At 70.8% G+C, this 18,687-nt stretch carries 15 protein-coding genes and 2 pseudogenes; 9 read left to right on the top strand and 8 right to left on the bottom strand.

All coding sequences use genetic code 11. The annotated features are described in order from the left end of the window. Positions 1–108 precede the first annotated feature (108 nt). The 5 genes and pseudogenes from L0P92_RS04830 to L0P92_RS04810 all read left to right on the top strand — a co-directional run bounded on the left by L0P92_RS04830 (position 109) and on the right by L0P92_RS04810 (position 5,478). On the top strand, positions 109–1,572 hold the full coding sequence (locus tag L0P92_RS04830) for an APC family permease (protein WP_234761236.1): 1,464 nt from the start codon (positions 109–111) through the stop codon (positions 1,570–1,572). 13 nt (positions 1,573–1,585) lie between these two features. After that, positions 1,586–2,560: a hypothetical protein gene (locus tag L0P92_RS04825; protein WP_234761235.1), complete on the top strand. Its 975-nt coding sequence runs from the start codon at positions 1,586–1,588 to the stop codon at positions 2,558–2,560. Positions 2,561–2,903: 343 nt separating this feature from the next. Continuing rightward, positions 2,904–3,704, top strand: a complete 801-nt coding sequence (locus tag L0P92_RS04820) for a DUF6426 family protein (RefSeq protein WP_234761234.1) — start codon at positions 2,904–2,906, stop codon at positions 3,702–3,704. Between the two features lie 64 nt (positions 3,705–3,768). Beyond that, positions 3,769–4,803 carry a Fic family protein gene (locus L0P92_RS04815; RefSeq protein ID WP_234761233.1) on the top strand — a complete coding sequence of 345 codons (1,035 nt, stop codon included), beginning with the start codon at positions 3,769–3,771 and terminating at the stop codon, positions 4,801–4,803. A 58-nt stretch (positions 4,804–4,861) separates the two neighbouring features. Then, positions 4,862–5,478 (top strand): annotated as a pseudogene (locus L0P92_RS04810) (3'-5' exonuclease). Positions 5,479–5,669: 191 nt separating this feature from the next. Here the strand turns inward: L0P92_RS04810 and L0P92_RS04805 are convergent. Further along, positions 5,670–5,951: an ABC transporter permease subunit gene (locus tag L0P92_RS04805; RefSeq protein WP_234761232.1), complete on the bottom strand. Its 282-nt coding sequence runs from the start codon at positions 5,949–5,951 to the stop codon at positions 5,670–5,672. A 399-nt stretch (positions 5,952–6,350) separates the two neighbouring features. Between L0P92_RS04805 and L0P92_RS04800 the strand changes: the two genes are divergently transcribed. Continuing rightward, positions 6,351–7,697, top strand: a complete 1,347-nt coding sequence (locus L0P92_RS04800) for an MFS transporter (protein ID WP_234761231.1) — start codon at positions 6,351–6,353, stop codon at positions 7,695–7,697. Between the two features lie 69 nt (positions 7,698–7,766). On the opposite strand, the gene L0P92_RS04795 is transcribed toward L0P92_RS04800, so the two are convergent. The 4 genes from L0P92_RS04795 to lnt all read right to left on the bottom strand — a co-directional run bounded on the left by L0P92_RS04795 (position 7,767) and on the right by lnt (position 12,825). Next, positions 7,767–9,713: a helix-turn-helix domain-containing protein gene (locus L0P92_RS04795; protein WP_234761230.1), complete on the bottom strand. Its 1,947-nt coding sequence runs from the start codon at positions 9,711–9,713 to the stop codon at positions 7,767–7,769. A 77-nt stretch (positions 9,714–9,790) separates the two neighbouring features. After that, entirely contained in the window at positions 9,791–10,600 is an 810-nt protein-coding gene (locus tag L0P92_RS04790; protein ID WP_234761229.1) for a 3-hydroxybutyrate dehydrogenase, read from the bottom strand. 54 nt (positions 10,601–10,654) lie between these two features. Further along, positions 10,655–11,134 carry an NUDIX hydrolase gene (locus L0P92_RS04785; protein ID WP_234761228.1) on the bottom strand — a complete coding sequence of 160 codons (480 nt, stop codon included), beginning with the start codon at positions 11,132–11,134 and terminating at the stop codon, positions 10,655–10,657. Between the two features lie 68 nt (positions 11,135–11,202). Further along, positions 11,203–12,825 carry an apolipoprotein N-acyltransferase gene (lnt, locus tag L0P92_RS04780; protein ID WP_234761227.1) on the bottom strand — a complete coding sequence of 541 codons (1,623 nt, stop codon included), beginning with the start codon at positions 12,823–12,825 and terminating at the stop codon, positions 11,203–11,205. A gap of 253 nt (positions 12,826–13,078) precedes the next feature. Between lnt and L0P92_RS04775 the strand changes: the two are divergent. Continuing rightward, positions 13,079–14,153 (top strand): annotated as a pseudogene (locus L0P92_RS04775) (O-antigen ligase family protein). Positions 14,154–14,229: 76 nt separating this feature from the next. Here the strand turns inward: L0P92_RS04775 and L0P92_RS04770 are convergent. Continuing rightward, a complete protein-coding gene (locus L0P92_RS04770) occupies positions 14,230–14,772 on the bottom strand; it encodes a hypothetical protein (RefSeq protein ID WP_234761226.1) in 543 nt (180 codons plus the stop codon). Positions 14,773–14,877: 105 nt separating this feature from the next. Continuing rightward, a complete protein-coding gene (locus tag L0P92_RS04765) occupies positions 14,878–15,663 on the bottom strand; it encodes a glutamate racemase (RefSeq protein WP_234761225.1) in 786 nt (261 codons plus the stop codon). 39 nt (positions 15,664–15,702) lie between these two features. Between L0P92_RS04765 and L0P92_RS04760 the strand changes: the two genes are divergently transcribed. Beyond that, a complete protein-coding gene (locus L0P92_RS04760; RefSeq protein ID WP_234761224.1) occupies positions 15,703–16,896 on the top strand; it encodes a glycosyltransferase in 1,194 nt (397 codons plus the stop codon). Here L0P92_RS04760 and L0P92_RS04755 read toward each other — a convergent pair whose 3' ends face one another. Further along, positions 16,897–18,195 (bottom strand): TerD family protein, encoded by a 1,299-nt coding sequence (locus L0P92_RS04755; protein ID WP_234761223.1) that lies wholly within the window; start codon positions 18,193–18,195, stop codon positions 16,897–16,899. Positions 18,196–18,491: 296 nt separating this feature from the next. Here L0P92_RS04755 and L0P92_RS04750 point away from each other — a divergent pair. Then, on the top strand, positions 18,492–18,687 hold a 196-nt coding region (locus L0P92_RS04750), incomplete at its 3' end, for a DUF6643 family protein (RefSeq protein WP_372497198.1).

The following is an 18,687-nucleotide window of genomic DNA, read 5'->3' as shown; positions in this document are numbered from 1 at the left end:
GACGCGGGGCCCTCTGGCCAGCCGTCCCAGTGACTGTGCGGGGTCGGCCCCCGCTCCTGTCGGGGCACCAACAAACAGCAGCTGTATCGGAAGGCACCGCTGAACCTCATGAGTAGACCCAAAGGGCTCCAGGCGAACGTCCTGGGCACTTTCGACAGCATCGTCATGGCCGTGGCGGGCAGTGCACCCGCGTACTCGCTCGCGGCGACCACTGCCGTGCTCGTCGGCACGGTCGGCTTCGCCGCCCCTGCCGCGCTGCTCTACTGCGCGATACCCATGTTCGGCATCGCCTGGGCGTTCAACTACCTGGGGCGACTGGACATCAACGCCGGCGCCAGCTACTCCTGGGTGGCCCGCGCCCTCCACCCCTCCCTGGGGTTCCTCAGCGGCTGGGCGCTGGTGGTCTCGGCCACGATCTTCATGGTCGCGGGCTCACTGCCGGCGGGCAGCATGACGCTGTCCCTGTTCGCCCCGGACCTGGCCGAGAACACCGCACTGGCGACCGCGGTCGGCGCGGCCTGGTTCCTGGTGATGCTCGTCGTCGTGCTCATGGGGGCGCGACTGACGGTCCACGCCCAGATGATCATGTCCGGCATCGAACTGCTCATCCTGCTCGGCTTCGCCATGGCGGCCTTGTCTCACGACTACGCGGTTGAGCACTTCTCCTGGTCCTGGCTGGGCTTCAGCCACTTCGACGGCGTACAGGGCTTCGCGGCAGGCGCGTTGATCGCGGCGTTCTACTACTGGGGCTGGGACGTCACCAGCAACCTCAGCGAGGAGACGCGCAACAGCCGCAAGACGTCGGGGCTGGCAGGCCTCATCGGCCTCGCCGTCGTCTTCGTCCTGTTCGAGGTTTTCACGATCTCGGTGAACATGCTGCTCACCGCCGACGAGATCGAGGTCAACAGCGCCAACGTCCTGGCCGTCCTCGGCGAGCGCGTCTGGCCCGGCTTTGGCGGCAAGCTGTTGATCGTCGCCGTCATGCTGTCCACCATCGCCACCCTGGAGACCACCCTGATCCAGGTGACCCGTTCCCTTTTCGCGATGGGCCGCGACCGCACCATGCCGACCGCTCTCGGCACCTCCCACCGCCGCTATCACACGCCCTGGGTCGCGCTCGTGGCCGTCGGTGCGGTCGCCCTCAGTCTCTTCGTGGCCTCCAACTCGCTCGGTTCGGTCGGCGACATCCTGGACAGCGCAGTCGCCGCCATCGGACTCCAGATCGCCGTCTACTACGGACTGGCCGGGCTCGCGGTCGTGGTCGCCTACCGCAAGGTGCTGATGAAGAGCTGGGCGAACTTCTTGTTCGGCGGGTTGTGGCCGCTGACCGGGGCGCTCTTCATGTTCTGGATCCTCTTCGAGTCGTTGGGCGCACTCGACTCCACCGCCATCGGGATCGGCCTCGGCGCTCTCGCCCTGGGCCTGATTCCGATGGTCTGGTACCGGCGCAGCACCTACTACCGACCGCACAGGCTCGACGCCGCGAAGACCGAACAAGTCGCGCGAGAGTACGAAAGGTTGGAGCCTGTGCCTGCCTCGTCCGCCGACGACACCGTAGCCACGGACTTCTGAGGGGGCGCAGGCCATGACTCCGGGAAGCAAGACGTTCACTCCCGAATTCGATGTGACGCTCGGCGACCAGGGCCTCGCAAGAGCGCGCGAGGACATCACCATCGGTCGCTGGCAGGGGCTTCCCGGGCTACTGCAGGCCACCGGGTACGACTGGGACCGCCGCACCCACCGGATCCGCCTGCTCGCCCACGCCGCGGCCGGCACCACCGTCGCCGAGGAATGGCACACCGCCCAACCGCACACCCCGGACGCGCTGGTGCTGCGCGCGGCCACAGAGGTCATGCGCTGCTTCAACCTCGCGGTGGCCGCCGGGAACGCCGGCGACGTCGGACAGGACCGACGGGACACGGCCGTACGGTCCTGCCTCCGGGCGGCCGACGCGTACCCGCACGACCCTGTGCCCTGGGTGTCGCTCCTCACCATCGCCCGGCTCTACCCAGGCGGCCACCCTCTGGTCAACCGCTGGTGGCAGGAGCTGCAATTCCGCCACCAGGACAACCGGGAAGCCCACAACCAGATGCTGCGCCACCTCTCCGCGCGCTGGCACGGCTCACACGGAACCATGTACGACTTCGCCCGGGATGTGGCGAGCAACACTCCGGACGGCTCGCCACTCGCCGTACTCCTGCAGGTCGCACGGGCCGAGGAATACCGCTACCGCCTCGATCACGAGGGAGACATGGCGCTCTTCCTGCGCCAGCACTGGAAAAGCGACTTGGCGGTCGCCGAGACCCGTCGCACCTGGAATTCATGGATCGTCAACTGGGACGGCGTCGACCGGGCGCAGGACGTCGCCGACCTCAACCACCTGCTGCACGCGGCATGCGAAGGCGGTCTCCACTCCGAAGCGGCGCACCTCTTCGAGCTGGTCGACGGCCGGGCCACGCCGGTGCCTTGGTCCTACTTCGGCGACCCCGCGGCCGTCATCACCAAGTGGCACCGCACCGTCCTACGTCGAACCCGCGCGGGGAGAGAGGCTCAGGCCTGAAGATCAGGCGGGAGGGCCGCCTGGAGTGGCAGCTGTGAGCAATCCAGGGAGCCCCACCGGCACCATGAGCGGCGAGCGGGTCAACCACAAACTCTCCCACCACGAACCCGGCTGCTGACCACGAGCACGACTCGTCGTACGGCGGACAACCAGCCCGTTCTGGCGGAGGGTTGGGCGGTTGTGGGGGTTTCCCCAATGCTGCGTTGCTCGCCAGTGCAAATACTTGACGCCGTTCGCAGGAACGAGTGTGCGGAACCGAATCTCCCACGGTCCCGCTGGTTCAGGCAGTTCAAACCGTCCGGATCGTTCCGACACTCCCACCCCCTCCCGACCCGGAGCAAACGTGAAGCTCAGACGCATGACGGTGGCCGCGGCACTCGGTGCCACTGTGCTCACCACGGTGCCGACGTTCATCGCCCCGTACACGGCCTACGCCTCCTGTGTAGAGAACAACTCCTCGTGCGGCAACGACGATCAACCGCCCGGCGAGGACCCCATCGAGCTCCCCGACGACCCCAGTGACCCCAGTGACCCTGGTGTTCCCAGTGATCCCGGGGACCCCGGCGACAACGGTGACCAGGGGCCGGTGGACGCCACTCTGCCCACGGTCGTGACCGATGGAACCAACGTCAGCGAGGCACCGGAACCAGCGCCGGCGGACGCCACCCTGCCCACGGTCGTGGTCGACGGGGTCTCCACGCCGGTCCCCGCACCGGCGGATCCGGGGATGCCCAGCTACGACTGGACCGAGGCGTCCGGGGGCGGCAGCGCGGCAGGCGCGATCCTCTACAGCCCGGGGACGCCCTGGGAAAAGCCCGAGAACTGCTACCGCAACCAACTCACGTCGGAGGTGAAGTACAACCAGACCGTCAAGTACGACGTCTCGTACCAGGTCAGCGGAAACATCTCGGCGAAGGCGGGCGAGGTCCTCAGCGTCCAGCTCGGAGCCCAGCTCAACACGACCATCAGCCGGAGCACCGGCATCGATGTCACCCTCCAGCCGGGTCAGAGCTGGACGATCTACGTCGAGTACCAGACCAATCTCTACAAGGTCACGTCGTTCGACTGGCTCACCCTCTCTTACCGGACCGAGTACGTGAACGTCACGGTCCCGACGGGCAATGTCACCGTGCGCTCCTGCTGAGACCGACTGCCCTCTGATGCCCTTGCACCCCTCTGGACCGGCGGCACGACGGATCACCCCCGTCGTGCCACCGCTCGACGCCGAGGTGGTCCCCGCGGCGGCCCGCGCTACGGCGCTGGCCGCCCTGGCCACCCTCGCAGAGACCGCGCGGCGGCACCTCGGCGACCCCGACCTGTTCCACCGTCCCCGTTTCCGCATGAAGATGCACCACCGCCACCTCGCCCAGGTGGAGGAGGGGCAGGTGACCGCGCTGATCGCCGAGGCCGCCGAGGGCCGCGCCGCGGCGGGCCTGCTGGCTGTGCACTCGGTCCGCGCGGAACGCGCCGAACGGCCTGACCGCCGCCCCTGCTTCACCCCTGACGCGCTCGCCGAACTGCACAGGCTGCTCGTTGCCGCGGACCCCAACATCCCCGGCACCGAGGGCTTTCGGCGTTCCACCTCCAGGGTGACCTGGTCGGACGGACGGTGTTTCGTCATGGCCGTGAGGCCGGGCAAGGAACTGCGCGACCACGTCCGACGCTGGTACGAGTGGGGCACCCGGACCTTCTCGCCGCCCCTGGACGCGGCGGCGCTCAGCATGGTGCGGCTGCTGACGATCCATCCGTTCCCCGACGCCAACGGCCGGACCGCGCGCCTGCTCGCGGAGTGCGACCTGGTGGGCGCCGGCCTCATGCCGGGACTTCTGCTCGACATCGAGGGCTGGATCGAACGCCACCGTGACGAACACAACGAGGCGGTGGTCTCCGCGGCGGAGGGACGGTGGGAGGTATGGGGTGAGCTGTTCGCACGGACCGTCACCGACACAGCCCATCACCGGACCGCGACTATCACGGCCTACGGCGCCCTGATCGACGAGGCGATCGAGCGCGTCGACCGCGAGCCGGCCATGACAACCGTCCTGACCTGCCTGCGCTCCAGCCCGGCGGTGTCCGATGCCTGGCTGCGCGACCGCATCCCCCACGACCCGGGCCCGCCCCTCGCGCACCTGCTGGCGGCGGGTGTTCTGACCCCCCACCCACGCCTCCCGGGAGCCCTGGTGCACCCCGAGTCGCTGACGATCCTGGACACGCCCTACGGAGCCCTCCCTGGGGCGCTGTGAACGGACGTCCGGCGTCATCACTGATCGTGCCATTCAGAAATCGAGGTGCCGGAGCCGGATGCCCATCCCTACTCTCAACCCCGTGCGCCACGAATCCTCCCTGCTCAACGTCATCGATGTGGAAGCCACTTGCTGGGACGGACAGCCTCCGCCCGGCTCCGTGAGCGAGATCATCGAGATCGGTCTCACCGTGGTGGACGTATCGGCGCGGCGCCGTGTGTCCCGGCACCGTGTCCTGGTGCGCCCTGTCCGGTCTGCGGTGAGCGACTTCTGCACCGAACTGACCGGGCTGACGCAGGCCGAGGTGGCACGGGGGGGCACGTTGGCCGAGGCTGCCCGATCCTCGTCGAGGAGTACGGGGCCGGGGAGCGGCCCTGGGCGAGCTGGGGCGAGTACGACCGTCGGCAAGTTGCGCGGCAGAGTCAGGCCGACGGGGTGGCCTATCCGTTCGGCTATCCGACGGAACGCAGCCACACCAACGCCAAGGCCGTGTTCGCGGCGGCCTACGGGCTGCGGAGGAAGCCAGGTATGTCCCAGGCTCTTCAGATCGCCGGGCTGCCGCTCGAAGGACGCCATCACCGCGGCGAGGACGACGCCTGGAGCATCGCGGCGCTCGTCCTCGACCTGCTGGCCCGGGGGGCATGGCCGGTCCCGGCCTCCCGCGCGCACCCGTAGGGCGCCGGGCACAAACGGGCTCCCCCGTCGCCCGGCGCCGCAACGACCGCCGAGTCGCCCGCCCCACCACCACACAGGATCGCCGGTTTCCTACGACGCGTGCCGGAAGCCGCGTCAGAGCGAGGCCGGAGCCGCCTGCCCCACGCCCCGGCGTTTGCGGCACCACGCGTACAGCGCGAGGGCGACGAGTGTCATGGCGTACGGGATCGTCGAAACCAGCTGGGGCGGCACGTCGAGCGTGCCGAGCTGTACGGCCAGGGCTTCCGCCGCGCCGAAGCCGAGGGCGGCGAGGAAGACGCCCCAGGGGGCAGGCCGCCGAGGAAGACCGCCGCCAGGGCGATGAAGCCGCGGCCGGCCGTCATGTCCCGTACGAAGAAGGACACATAGCCCATGCTGAGGAAGACCCCGGCGAGTCCGGCGAGCGCTCCGCTGAGGGCGAGTCCGGCGTACTGAACGCCGGGTTTGTTCTGCATTCGACGCAGGATGGCAGAACACGTTACGAGCTGGACGGCGGGCACAGTGGAAATTTCGCCACAGCATCCGGACGGGCAGGTTCCTCCGGCCGACAGCCTCGGCGAACGCGCTCCCGCTCGTCAAACAGCAGCACCCTGCCCGGAACAGTTCAGCAGCACACGAACCACCCAACCAGCACGGTACAGGTCACCACAGATGACAACGCGTGCTGACAGGTGTTCCAACGGGCGAACTCCACAGCGTTTCGCACCACCAGACGGCATCAAAGTATGGGTTCACACCACATGGGGCGACGCTGCAGCAGTTCCTAGCCTGTGCAGCACCCAAAACACCCTCGTCCCCGCCCGGAAGTGACCGATATGACCGCACCCACAGCCCCCGCCCCAACACTCCGCGAGATGCGGAAAGTCGTGGCAGCGAGCTTCATCGGAACAACTATCGACTGGTACGACTTCTTCCTCTACGGCTCCGCAGCCGCACTCGTCTTCAACGAACTCTTCTTCCCGGACTCCGACCCGCTCGTCGGCACGCTCCTGTCGTTTCTGACGTACGCCGTCGGGTTCGCCGCCCGTCCGTTGGGGGCGTTGGTCTTCGGGCACTACGGTGACCGGCTCGGTCGCAAGAAGCTGTTGGTGTTGAGTCTGCTGCTGATGGGCGGGGCGACCTTCGCGATCGGGCTGCTGCCGACGCACGCGACCATCGGGTCCGCGGCGCCCGTGCTGCTGACCGTGCTGCGCCTGGTGCAGGGCTTCGCGCTCGGTGGTGAGTGGGGCGGGGCGGTACTGCTGGTGTCCGAGCACGGCGACGCGCGACGGCGTGGTTTCTGGGCCTCGTGGCCGCAGACCGGCGCGCCGGCGGGGCAGTTGCTGGCGACCGGGGTGTTGTCCCTGCTGACGGCCCTGCTGTCGGACAGTGCCTTCGGCACCTGGGGCTGGCGCATCCCCTTCCTGCTGTCCGGCGTACTGGTGATCGTCGGTTTGTGGATTCGTCTGTCTGTCGATGAATCGCCTGTCTTCAAGCAGGCGTTGGAGCAGGCGGAGGCACGCAAGGCCACGCGGACGACCGACGCCGAGAAGCTGCCGCTGGTCTCCGTACTGCGGCACCACTGGCGTGATGTGCTGGTGGCGATGGGCGCGCGGATGGCGGAGAACATCAGCTACTACGTCATCACCGCGTTCATCCTCGTCTACGCCACCACCTCGGCCGGTGTCTCCAAGCAGACCGCTCTCAATGCCGTGCTCATCGCCTCCGCCGTGCACTTCGCGGTCATTCCGGCCTGGGGCGCGCTGTCGGACCGGATCGGCCGCCGTCCGGTCTACCTGCTGGGCGCCGCCGGCGTCGGGCTGTGGATGTTCCCGTTCTTCTCACTCATCGACACCGGCGGCTTCGGCAACCTGATCCTCGCCGTGACCGTGGGCCTGGTCCTGCACGGCGCCATGTACGCGCCCCAGGCGGCCTTCTTCTCCGAGATGTTCGCGACCCGGATGCGCTACTCCGGTGCCTCGATCGGTGCCCAGTTCGCCTCGGTCGCGGCGGGCGCGCCGGCACCGCTGATCGCGACCGCGCTGCTGGCCGACTACGACAGCTCCACTCCGATCGCCCTGTACGTCATCGCCGCTGCCGTCCTGACGTTGATCGCGGTCGGCGCGGCCAAGGAGACCCGTCATCGGGACCTGGCCGACATCGACTCTCCGAGCGACGCGGAGCCGACGGCTGCCCGGGCGACGGACGCACACGTCGGCTGATCCGCCCGGCGTCCACCGCGCACACCGCCCTCCCTCGCAGCGGCCCCCGTACGCCCGTGCGTGCGGGGGTCAGCGTTGTGCCGGTGCCGACAACCGGTGCAGCCGCAGGGCCAGTTGGATCTCCAGGGCGCGGGCGGGGCTCTGCCAGTCGTCGCCGAGGAGGCGGCCGACGCGCTCCAGTCGCTGGGCGACCGTGTTCACATGGACGTGCAGTTCGTCCTTGGTGCGGGCCGGGCTCATCCCGCTGGCGAAGTACGCGTCGACGGTGCGCAGCAGGTCGGTGCCGCGGCGTTCGTCGTAGGCGACGACCTGGCCGATCGTACGGTCGACGAAGCCCGCGATGTCCCGGTCGCCGGCCAGCAGCAGCCCCACGAATCCGAAGTCCTCGGCGGCGGCGCCGTCGCCGGTACGGCCGAGCAGTCGCAAGGCGTCCAGGCAGCGCCGGCCTTCCTCGTAGGCGGCGGCCACAGCGTCCGGGTGGGCGGCCAGGGCCTCGACGGCGGCGGAGGCTCCGACGGTGACCGCCTCGTGGACGGCCGTGCCGAGGTGCCGGGCGGTGCTGCGGGCCAGGGTGGTGGCGGTGTCTCCCGCGGTGAGGGGCAGGAGCAGGACCGTGCCGCCGTCGCGGGCGGCCGCCAGGCCGTGTCGGGTCGCGGCGAGGTGGGACGCGGCGGACCACAGGCGTCTGCGGGCGGCGGCCTCCTGGTCGGCGTCGGCCGATGTGGCGTCGAGGCGGGCGGCGAGGACGACGTGGGTGGCGTCGAGGTCGGCGCCCAGTCGCGCCGCGCGTTCGCGCAGCAGGCGCGGGTCGCGGTCGCGGGCGTCGAGCAGGTCGTCCAGCAGCTCGCCCCTGACGCGCTGTTCGGCCTCGGCGGCGGAGCGCCGGGCGAGCAGCAGGAGGGAGGTGACCATCGCTGCCCGCTCCAGGGTGCGCTGGTCGACGGGGTCGAGGCCGGGGTGGCCGCGCAGGACCAGCGCGCCGAGCAGTTCTCCGCCCGCGGCCACGGCGGCGATCCAGTCGTCGTCGTGGCGTACCGCGTGGCCTTCGACGCGGGAGATCTCCAGGGCGTCCGCCGGTGCGTCGCGAGCCTCCGCGAACTCGACCGTTCCGTCGAGGACTTCGGAGACCGCGGCGGCCACGTCGTGCACCCCTCCCCCACGCAGTACGAGTTCGGCGAGCCGGTCGTGAACGTCGGAGGCCCGTTCGATGACTCCGCTGCGGTCCTGGATGATCTCGTTGGCCCGTTCCAGGTCGGCCAGGGCCGAGCGGGTCTCGGTGAGCAGGTTCGCGGTGTCGATGGCGGCCGCGGCGAGGGCGGCGAAGGAGCCGAGCAGCGCGATCTGCTCCCGCTCGAAGACCCGGGCTCGTCGGTCCGCGGCGAACAGGACCCCGATGACATGGTGTCCCAGCATCAACGGCACCCCGAGGATGGCGACCAGCCCCTCGTCGCGCACGCCGGAGTCGATGGTGAGGGTGTGCTGGAAGCGGTCGTCCTTGAAGTAGTCGTCGGTGACATAGGGGCGGGCGGTCTGCGCGACGAGGCCGCCGAGGCCCTCCCCCATGCCGAGCCGCAGCTGCTGGAAGCGGGCCGCGACGGATCCCTCGGTCACCCGCATATAGGTGTCGCCCCTGGCCGGGTCGTTCAGGCTGAGATAGGCGACGTCCGTGCCGAGCAGCGACCGGGCGCGCTGCACGATCGCCTGGAGCACGGCATCGAGGTCCCGCAGGCCGGCCAGGTCGTGGGCCGTCTCGAACAGGGCCGACAGTTCGGCCTCGCGCCTGCGCCTCCCCTCCAGCTCGGAGCGCACGCGCAGCGCGAGCAGCTTGGCCTGTTCGAGGGCGACGATCCGCTCGGTGGATCTGCCCTCGGCGCGGGCGAGCAGCACGGGCTGCTCATAGGCATCGGCGGACGCGCCCCGGGCCAGCAGCTCGAGGAACGGCGTCTCCGCGCTGCTCAGGGGCGCTCCGGCAGGGGCCGTGGAGCGCTCGGCGGGGTGCACGTGATCGCGAGACATGCCGACAGGATTGCTCATCGCACCGCCGCTCCGTCAGCCCTGTGGATAACTCAGAACCTCCACCGCGCGTCGGCCGGTCAGTGCGCGGTCCAGCCACCGTCGAGCACGAGCGAGGTACCGGTGACGAAGGACGCCTGCGGGCCGCACAGATAGGCCACGGCCTCGGCGACCTCCTCCGGTTCGATGAGCCGCTTGACCGCACTGTCCTGGAGCAGCACCTCGGACAGCACGCGTTCCTCGGGAATGCCGTGGGCCCGCGCCTGGTCGGTGAGCTGCTTCTCGACCAGTGGTGTGCGCACATAGGCGGGGTTCACACAGTTCGAGGTGACGCCATGGGGTGCGCCCTCCAGGGCGGCGGTCTTGGAGAGTCCTTCCAGACCGTGTTTGGCGGCCACATAGGCCGACTTGAAGGCCGAGGCTCGCAACCCATGTACGGAGGACACATTGACGATCCGGCCCCAGCCCTGCCCGTACATATGGGGCAGGGCCCCACGGATGAGCCGGAAGGGCGCCTCCAGCATCACGGTGAGCACCGTGTGGAAGACGTCGGGCGGGAACTCCTCGAGGGGACGCACCAGTTGCAGCCCGGCGTTGTTCACGAGGACATCGGTGCCGGCGGCGGCGAGTTCGGCGGCGTCCAGGTCGGTGAGGTCGAGGACGTGGAGTTCGACGGCACCCGCGAGGCCCCGGGCCGCCTCGGCGAGTTCCTCCAGGCCGGCGGCGTCCCGGTCGACCGCTCTCACCTTGGCCCCTGCCCCCGCCAGCCGTAGCGCACAGGCACGGCCGATACCGCCGGCGGCACCGGTGACGAGGGCGGTGCGGCCCCCGAGGTCGAGCGGGACGGGCAAGGACGAGCCTTGGGCCGGGAGAATGCTGGGCGGGGTCATGGTTCGACCCTAGGCAGCACCCCCGCCAGGCCACATATGGTCACAGCCCATACTTCAGTCCGAGCTCATGGGCTCGAACCACGTGGGTTCATCGCACTGGGCCTGCTTGATCCGGAACAGCTGGCTCTCGGCCATCGCGGGCAGCGCGTCCACCTCGAACCAGCCCACCTGAAGGGACTCGTCGTCGTTCACGCGTGCCTCGCCGCCGACGGCCCGGCAGCGGAAGGTGATGTCCATGAACTGGCACATGTCGCCGTTGGGATAGGTGACCTCGCCGCCCGACCTGACCAGGACGACCCGCTCGGCGACACAGCGGACGCCCGTCTCCTCGTACACCTCCCGCACAGCGGCGACAGCGGGCTGCTCGCCCGGGTCCGGGATGCCGTTGACGACCGTCCACTTTCCGTTGTCCGCGCGCTGCCCCAGCAGGACCCGGCCTTCGTCGTCGAAGACGACGGCGCTGACGCCGGGGAGCCACAGGAGTTGGTGGCCGGCGGCGGCCCGGATCGTACGAATGAAGTCAGGAGTAGCCATGATCCCGACCCTAACGGGCCGATGGCGGCACTGCCGGTGACTTCCGGCGGCGTGCGCCCGGCGTACGGCTACGCGTCACCGGCACCGGTACCGGCGCGCCGTGCCCGCAGTCCGGCGCCGATCGCCCAGCCGAGACCGCCCGCGGCGACCAGCAGCAGGGCGACCTCCGGCAGGATGCCGAGCCGCGTGGCGGGCGTCTCCGAGGAGCGCAGCGGAACCTTCTGGACCAGTGAGTCGGCGACGAACATGCCCGTCTTCTGCGTGATCCTCCCGTCCGGCATGATGATCGCGCTGACGCCGCTGGTCACGGGAACGGTGACGGTCCGGCTGTGCTCGACGGCACGGACCCGGGACATGGCGAGCTGCTGATAGGTCATCTCGCTGCGGTCGAAGGTCGCGTTGTTGCTCGGCACGGAGATCATCTGCGCGCCGTCGACGACCTCGGAGCGCACGGCCCAGTCGAAGGCCGCCTCGTAGCAGGTGACGAGGCCGACCTTGGCGCCGTCCATGGTGAACACGCCCGGTTCGGTGCCCCGGCTGAAGTCCTGGCGGACCATCGAGGTCCAGTTCTCGTTGATCGCCCCGACGATCGAGCGCAGCGGCAGGTACTCGCCGAACGGCTGGATCTGCCGCTTGTCGTAGGTGTCGACGGGCCCCTTGGCCGGGTCCCACAGGATCTGCTCGTTGAGCAGCTTGCCGTCGCGCTCCACGACGCCACCTACGGAGATGGGCACCCCGATCGCCTTGGCGGCGCTGTCGATGACCGCTCGGGCGTCGGCGTTGGCGAACGGGTCGATGTCGGAGGAGTTCTCGGGCCACAGCACGAAGTCGGGCTGTTCGACCTTGCCCGCCTTGACCTGCGCGGCCAGGCGCTCCGTCTCCCGCGCGTGGTAGTCCAGTACGGCCCGCCGCTGGGAGTTGAAGTCCAGTCCGGCGCGCGGGACGTTGCCCTGGATGACGGCGACGGTCGCGGTGCCGTTCTCCGCCTTGTCGCTGACCAGCGGCCGTGCCGCCACCGCGCCCACCACCGGTACGGCCACGCTCAGCAGGGCGACGGCCGCCGCCGAGCGCTGGACGGCCCGGGTGCGCCGCCGCTCCACGGCCAGGCGGACTACCTCGTACAGGCCGAAGCCGCACAGGACGACCGCGAAGCCGAGCACGGGTGTGCCGCCTACCGCGGCGAGCGGCAGGAAGACGCCGTCGGCCTGGCCGAAGGCGATCTTGCCCCAGGGGAAGCCGTTGAAAGGCGCACGCGCGCGTGCCGCTTCTCCGGCGATCCACAGCGCCGCCGCCCACAGGGGCGAGCCGGGCAGCTTCGACACCGCGGCGACTCCCGCGCCCACCAGCGCGACGAAGACCGCTTCGATCGCGGCCAGCGCCAGCCAGGGGCCGGGTCCGACCTCCACTCCGGTCCACACCAGCAGCGGCAGCAGGAAGCCGAGGCCGAAGAGATAGCCGAGGCCCAGGCCCGCCTTCCAGCTGCGGCCGCGCAGCACCCAGCCGAAGACAGCGAAGGCGGGCACGGCCAGCCACCACAGGGTGCGCGGCGGGAAGCTGACGTAGAGCAGCACTCCGGAGAGCGCGGCGGCGAGGGCCGGAACGAGGCGCACGAGCCGTGCCGCGCGCGAGGCGGGCGCTGTCTGCGACGGCAGCTGGTCCGACTCGCCCACGGAAGTTGCGGTGACGGTCACTCCGGGAGTGTACGGCGGCTGACCTCGGCGCCGACAGCGCGGTCCATGGCGGCACGGGGCCGGCCCGGTGCGGTGGCCGGTCCTGTGCCGTGGGCCGCATCGACTGTCGTTCCTGCACGACACGTCCACAAATCGACCATCAGCCGTTACGGTAAGCCGGAGCCTTGGTCGTACCGGCGGGTCAGGTCCGGGCGAGCGAGGTCCGTCACAGGTCGGGGGACCGGGTTCGGGGGGCGGGGTGGATGTCACGGGGATGACGTCTGCGGCAGGTCCGGATGAGGACAGCGACAGACGAAACGTTTCTGATGCGGCCGGCGTAGTGGTGCTGGGGGCCTGCGCCGCCTGGTCGCTGATCTCGGCCGCCGTGCACGACGGCCGGCCGGAGGGTGTCCTGCTCGCGATCCTCGCGGTGGCCGCCGGCTATGCCGCGGGCCGGATCAGCGGAGCGCTGCTGCCGGTCGCCGCGCCCTGCGCCGGAGCACTGGCCGGAGTGGGCCTGACGCTGGGTGTTCCGCATCTCTCTCCCGGCCCGCAGATCGTCGCGCCGCTGGGGCACGCGGGAGCCACCGCCGCCGTACTCACCCTCTCCGCGGGCGCCGCGTGCTGTGCGGCCTGGGCCACGCCGGCACCGGCCCTGCGCCTGGGCCTGCGCTCGCTGGCCGCCGGGATCGCGGTGACCGCTGCGGTGCTGGGCTCGACCACCGGCTTCGTGGCCTGTTCCGCCGTTCTGCTGTGCTCGCTCGCCGTGGGCCACCTCCGCCGCCGTGGCGTCGGCATCGCGGGGCTGGCCCTGGCCGCCGCCTCGGTGACCGGGCTGACCTGGACGGTCGCCGCGAGCGCGGTGCCCGACGGACTCGCCGCGTGGCTGGAGGCCCAGCTCACGCGCCACCGGGTCGAGCTCTGGCACGACGCCCTGGGCATGGCGGGCCGGGAGCCCGCCCTGGGCGTGGGCCCGGGGCGCTTCGGCGAACTCAGTACGACGGCCGGGGCGACGCTGCCGTCCGACGGTAAGACCCCACTCGGCGCCCTTGCAGCAGGCGGCGGAACAGGGGGTCGTCGGCTTGCTGCTGCTGGCGGCAGCCTTCTGCTGGATGCTGTTCGCGCTGTGGCGCACGGCTCGCCCCACACCGGTCGCGCTCACCGCGGGCGCGGCCCTGACGGCGCTGGCCGCCATCGCCGCGGTCGGCAACGCGCTCAGCTTCACCATGGTGTCGGTGGGCGCGGGCCTGCTGGCGGGGCTGGCCACGGCACGCCCGATCGCCGACGAGTCGGCGCGGCACGAGAGGGACGTACGCGCGCGTGGCGACCGCTCGACCCCCGACGCGTAGCACTCGATCGGCTCCGAGAGGCAGCCCTCGATCGGTCCCGAGGGGCAGCGCTCCATCGGCCCCTGACGCGTGGCGCCTAGAGCGCCGTGCCGGCTGCCCGGGTGCGCAAGCGGTCCCTGATGACCGTCACGGCCGCCTCGGCGTCGTCCACGGTGATCGTGAACGTGTGGCCGTCCCACAGCCGCAGGACCAGGCCCTCACCACGTCGTACGACGACCGCGGTGCCCTTCTCGGGCCGCCACCGGTAGCCCCAGCCACCCCAGTGGCGCGGAGTGACGAGCGGGACGAAGTCGGCCCCCACGACCTCGGACAGCGGGATACGGCGGCGCGGCACACCGATATGTCCGCAGCGCACCTCGAGACACTCGTGGTCGACCCTGAGCGCGACATGGACGAACGCCAGCGTGCCGAAGACGACCAGCAGCCCGGCCGCGATGCAGCCGACGACGGCCATGACGAGCGGGGCGACACCGCCGGTCCACGGGGAGTCGACGGCCAGCTCGATCCCGAGCGCCATACAGGCGGCGCCGACGAGCGCCAGCAGCCACTGGACCCGGTTGGTCGCCCGCCCGGTCCAGACATCGGGGTGCGGCTTCCTGCCGTGGGGGTGGTCCCTCATGCCTATGAGGTTACTCAGGTTTCGCTGCGCTGGTACCGCGCTGCACAGGGTGACTGCGCCGACCGGGCCATGGCGGACCAAGGGCGTCCGCTTTGTGCCGGCAGGTCAGCGTGCGGGGCTGATCGCCTGGAGGAGACGGCCCTCTTCGTAGGCGAGGGCGGGCTCGGGAAGCGTGCCCTCGCGGCCGCTCAGGAGCACGGTCAAGGTGCCGTCCGCCGCGGCCGCGGGAGCGGGCTGCTCGCCCAGTCGGCGCAGGGCCTGCGCGGCGACCGCTCCGGCCGAGCCGTGCAGGACGAGCGGGGGGAAGCCGGGGCGCTGGACGGCGGCGCGGATGCGTTCGGCCACGAGTTCGTAGTGGGTACAGCCCAGGACGACGGTCGTCACGTCGTCGGGGGTCAGCGCGGCGGCCGCGGCGACGGCCGCCGTGATCGCCGTCTCGTCCGCGTGTTCCACCGCCTCGGCCAGCCCGAAGCAGGGCACTTCGGTGACGCTCACCCCGTCGGCGAAGTCCTCGATGAGACCGCGCTGGTAGGGGCTGCCGGTGGTGGCGGGGGTGGCCCAGATGGCGACAGGGCCGCCGCCGGCCGCGGCCGGCTTGATCGCCGGCACCGTGCCGATGACCGGTATGCCGGGTTCGAGGCGGGCGCGCAGGGCGGGCAGGGCGTGCACGGTCGCGGTGTTGCAGCCGACGATCAGCGCGTCGGGCCGGTGCGCGGCGGCGGCGTCCGCCACGGCCACGGCGCGCCGTGTGAGGTCTTCGGGAGTCCGGGGGCCCCAGGGCATGCCGTCGGGGTCGAGGGAGAGCACGAGATCTGCGTCGGGTCGCAGTCGCCGTACCGCGGCGGTCGCCGCGAGCAGGCCGATTCCGGAGTCCATCAGCGCGATCTTCACCCGGCCACGATAGACGATGGGCCCTTGCGAGCCCTTGGTGTGGGGCAGACTGCGCGCGTGAGCGCCATCGCGTGGACCACCGCCGCATCACTCGCCGCCTGGCTGTGGCTACTGCTCTGCCAGGGCTTCTTCTGGCGTACGGACGTCAGACTCCCGCGGCGGACGGAACCGGACGAGTGGCCGTCGGTCTGCGTCGTGGTCCCGGCACGCGACGAGGCCGCCGTGCTGCCGGCGAGCCTGCCGTCGCTGCTCGCCCAGGACTATCCGGGGCACGCGGAGATCTTCCTGATCGACGACGGCAGCTCGGACGGCACCGGAGACCTGGCGCGCGAGCTCGCGTGCCGGCACGGCGGACTGCCGTTGACCGTGGCCTCCCCCGGCGAACCGCCGGCCGGCTGGACCGGCAAGCTGTGGGCGGTGCGCCACGGCATCGGGCTGGCACGCGCGCGTGGCCCCGAGTACCTGCTGCTGACGGACGCCGACATCGCGCACGCGCCCGACAGTCTCCGAGACCTGGTCGCGGCGGCGCGGACGGGGAGCTTCGACGCGGTCTCGCAGATGGCCCGGCTGCGGGTGGAGAGCGTCTGGGAACGGCTGGTGGTGCCGGCTTTCGTCTACTTCTTCGCGCAGCTGTACCCGTTCCGCCGGATCGGCCGGAAGGGGGCGCGTACGGCGGCCGCGGCGGGCGGCTGCGTCCTGCTGCGCGCCGAGGCGGCCGAGCGGGCCCGGATTCCGGACGCCATCCGCCAGGCCGTCATCGACGACGTGGCACTCGCGCGGGCCGTCAAGCGCGGCGGCGGCCACATCTGGCTGGGGCTGGCCGAGCGGGTGGACAGCGTGCGTCCCTATCCACGGCTGCGCGACCTGTGGCGGATGGTGTCGCGCAGCGCGTACGCACAGTTGCGGCACAACCCGCTGCTGCTGGCCGGAACGGTCGCCGGGCTGGCTCTGGTCTATCTGGTGCCGCCCGTGGCCGTGATCGCCGGTCCGGCCGTCGGGGACACGGCGACGGCGGTCGTCGGCGGGCTCGCGTGGCTGGTGATGACAGGGACGTACGTCCCGATGCTCCGCTACTACCGTCAGCCGCTGTGGCTCGCTCCGCTGCTGCCGTTCACCGCGTTCCTGTATCTCCTGATGACGGTCGATTCGGCGGTACAGCACTACCGGGGACGCGGCGCGGCCTGGAAGGGCCGCACCTACACCCGTCCGGACGCGGTGCCCGACGAGGGCTGACTACTTGCGGCCCGGAGTCCAGTTCATGCCCCAGGCGTAGGCGTAGTCGACCGTGCGTTGCGGGCTCACTCCCCGCTCGGGCACCAGGTAGCGGGCCTCGCGCTGGACGACGAGATCGCTGCCGGTGTTGGTGATCAGGGCGAGGGCGCACACCGTCGAGGGGACCGTGCACTCGTCGAGCGAGAAGTCGATCGGCGCGCCGTGCTGCGGTGTGAGGGTGACCGTGGCGTGCAGGTCGGCGAAGGAACGCGCTCCTTCGTAGATGGTCACGAAGATCAGGATGCGCCGGAAGTCCCGCTGGTGGTCGAGGTTGATGGTGAGGTTCTCGCCGCTCGTCACGGCGCCGGTGCGGTCGTCGCCGTCGAGATGGATGTACGGCGGCTGGTGCAGAGCGCCGTAGGCGTTGCCGAGGGACTGGATGACTCCCTTGCGGCCGTCGGTGAGCTCGAACAGGGCGCACAGGTCGAGGTCGAGGTCGTTGTGCATGGCGACCGGGCGGCCCAGCTTGCTGGCCCAGCCCGAGAACTGCTTGCGGACCTGCCAGTTGAGGTTCACGCGCATGGCGCCGGAGGTGCCGCCCTGCTTGGTGAGGGAGACCGAGGGGGCCGCCTTGGTGAGCGTCACCTTGCTGAGGCTGACCGGCGGTGCCTGGGGTGCGGACGGCGGGGCCGACGGCATGGCGGGCGGCTGCACGGGGGCCGGAGGAGCCGCGGGCGGCGGGCTGGTCATCGGGTTCGCGGCCGGCGGGGCCACGGGCGCCGGGGCGGGCGCCGCCTGCTGGGGTTCGTCGACCGTGATGCCGTAGTCGGTGGCGAGGCCTTCGAGACCGCTGCCGTAACCCTGGCCGACCGCGCGGAACTTCCAGGCGCCCTGGCGACGATAGAACTCACCGAGCACGAAAGCGGTTTCCACGGTGGCGCCCGTGCTGTCGAAGCGGGCGACGACGGTGCCCTGAGCGCCGTCCTTCACCTCGATGTAGAGGTCCGGGACCTGGCCGAACGAGCCGCCGTCGGACGAGGCGGCGACGATGACGGTCTCGATCGCGGGCTCCACGCGCGCGAGGTCGACGAGCAGACTGTCGGTCACCCGGCCGCCGGCGTCCCGCTTGCCTTCGTGACGGACGGCGCCGGAGGAGTGCTCGGGCTGGTTGTAGAAGACGAAGTCCCCGTCGGAACGGACCTTTCCGCCGACCAGCAGCAGCGCCGAGGCGTCCGCGTCGGGCACGCCCGGCCCGGAGCGCCAGCCCAGTTCGACCCGCAGCGCCGTCGTCGGCACCGGAACGTTCGATCCTTTCGGCATTGACATGTCCGCCCCCATCACGGGTCACCGCGCCAGGGATGTCCCGGCAGCTCATCGGGTTTCTACAGGGTCAACCTATTCCCCGCGCCGGAGAACTCCCATGAGAGGCACGGGAACACCCACGGCCAACCCCCGGTAACCCGCCCGGAACCCGGCTTTTACACGATCCGAGCGCGGATTGGCGTCCCTTTTTGCCAAGTTCGCTCGCATTGGGGATCCGGCGTCACTGCGGACACATAAAACAACCCTCTTATCGGTCTCCCCAACCAGCACATCGTGGGCTTAACGTATGCGCCATGACCTCCCCCCGCTCCACCTATGGCGGCGGCTACTACTCCGCCTCCTTCCCGGACACTCCGATCTACGACTCGCTCGTGGCCGAGCGGGGCACCCCGCAGATCGCCCCGATCCGGGTCCCCGCCGCGTACGACACGCCGGGTGGCAATCTGCCCGCGCTGCCGTCGGCACTGCCCGCCCTCCCGGCGGCAGCGC

Source organism: Streptomyces muensis (genome assembly GCF_021474425.1).
In the GTDB taxonomy this organism is placed as follows: domain Bacteria; phylum Actinomycetota; class Actinomycetes; order Streptomycetales; family Streptomycetaceae; genus Streptomyces; species Streptomyces muensis.
This window is presented reverse-complemented; position numbering and strand designations above follow the sequence as displayed.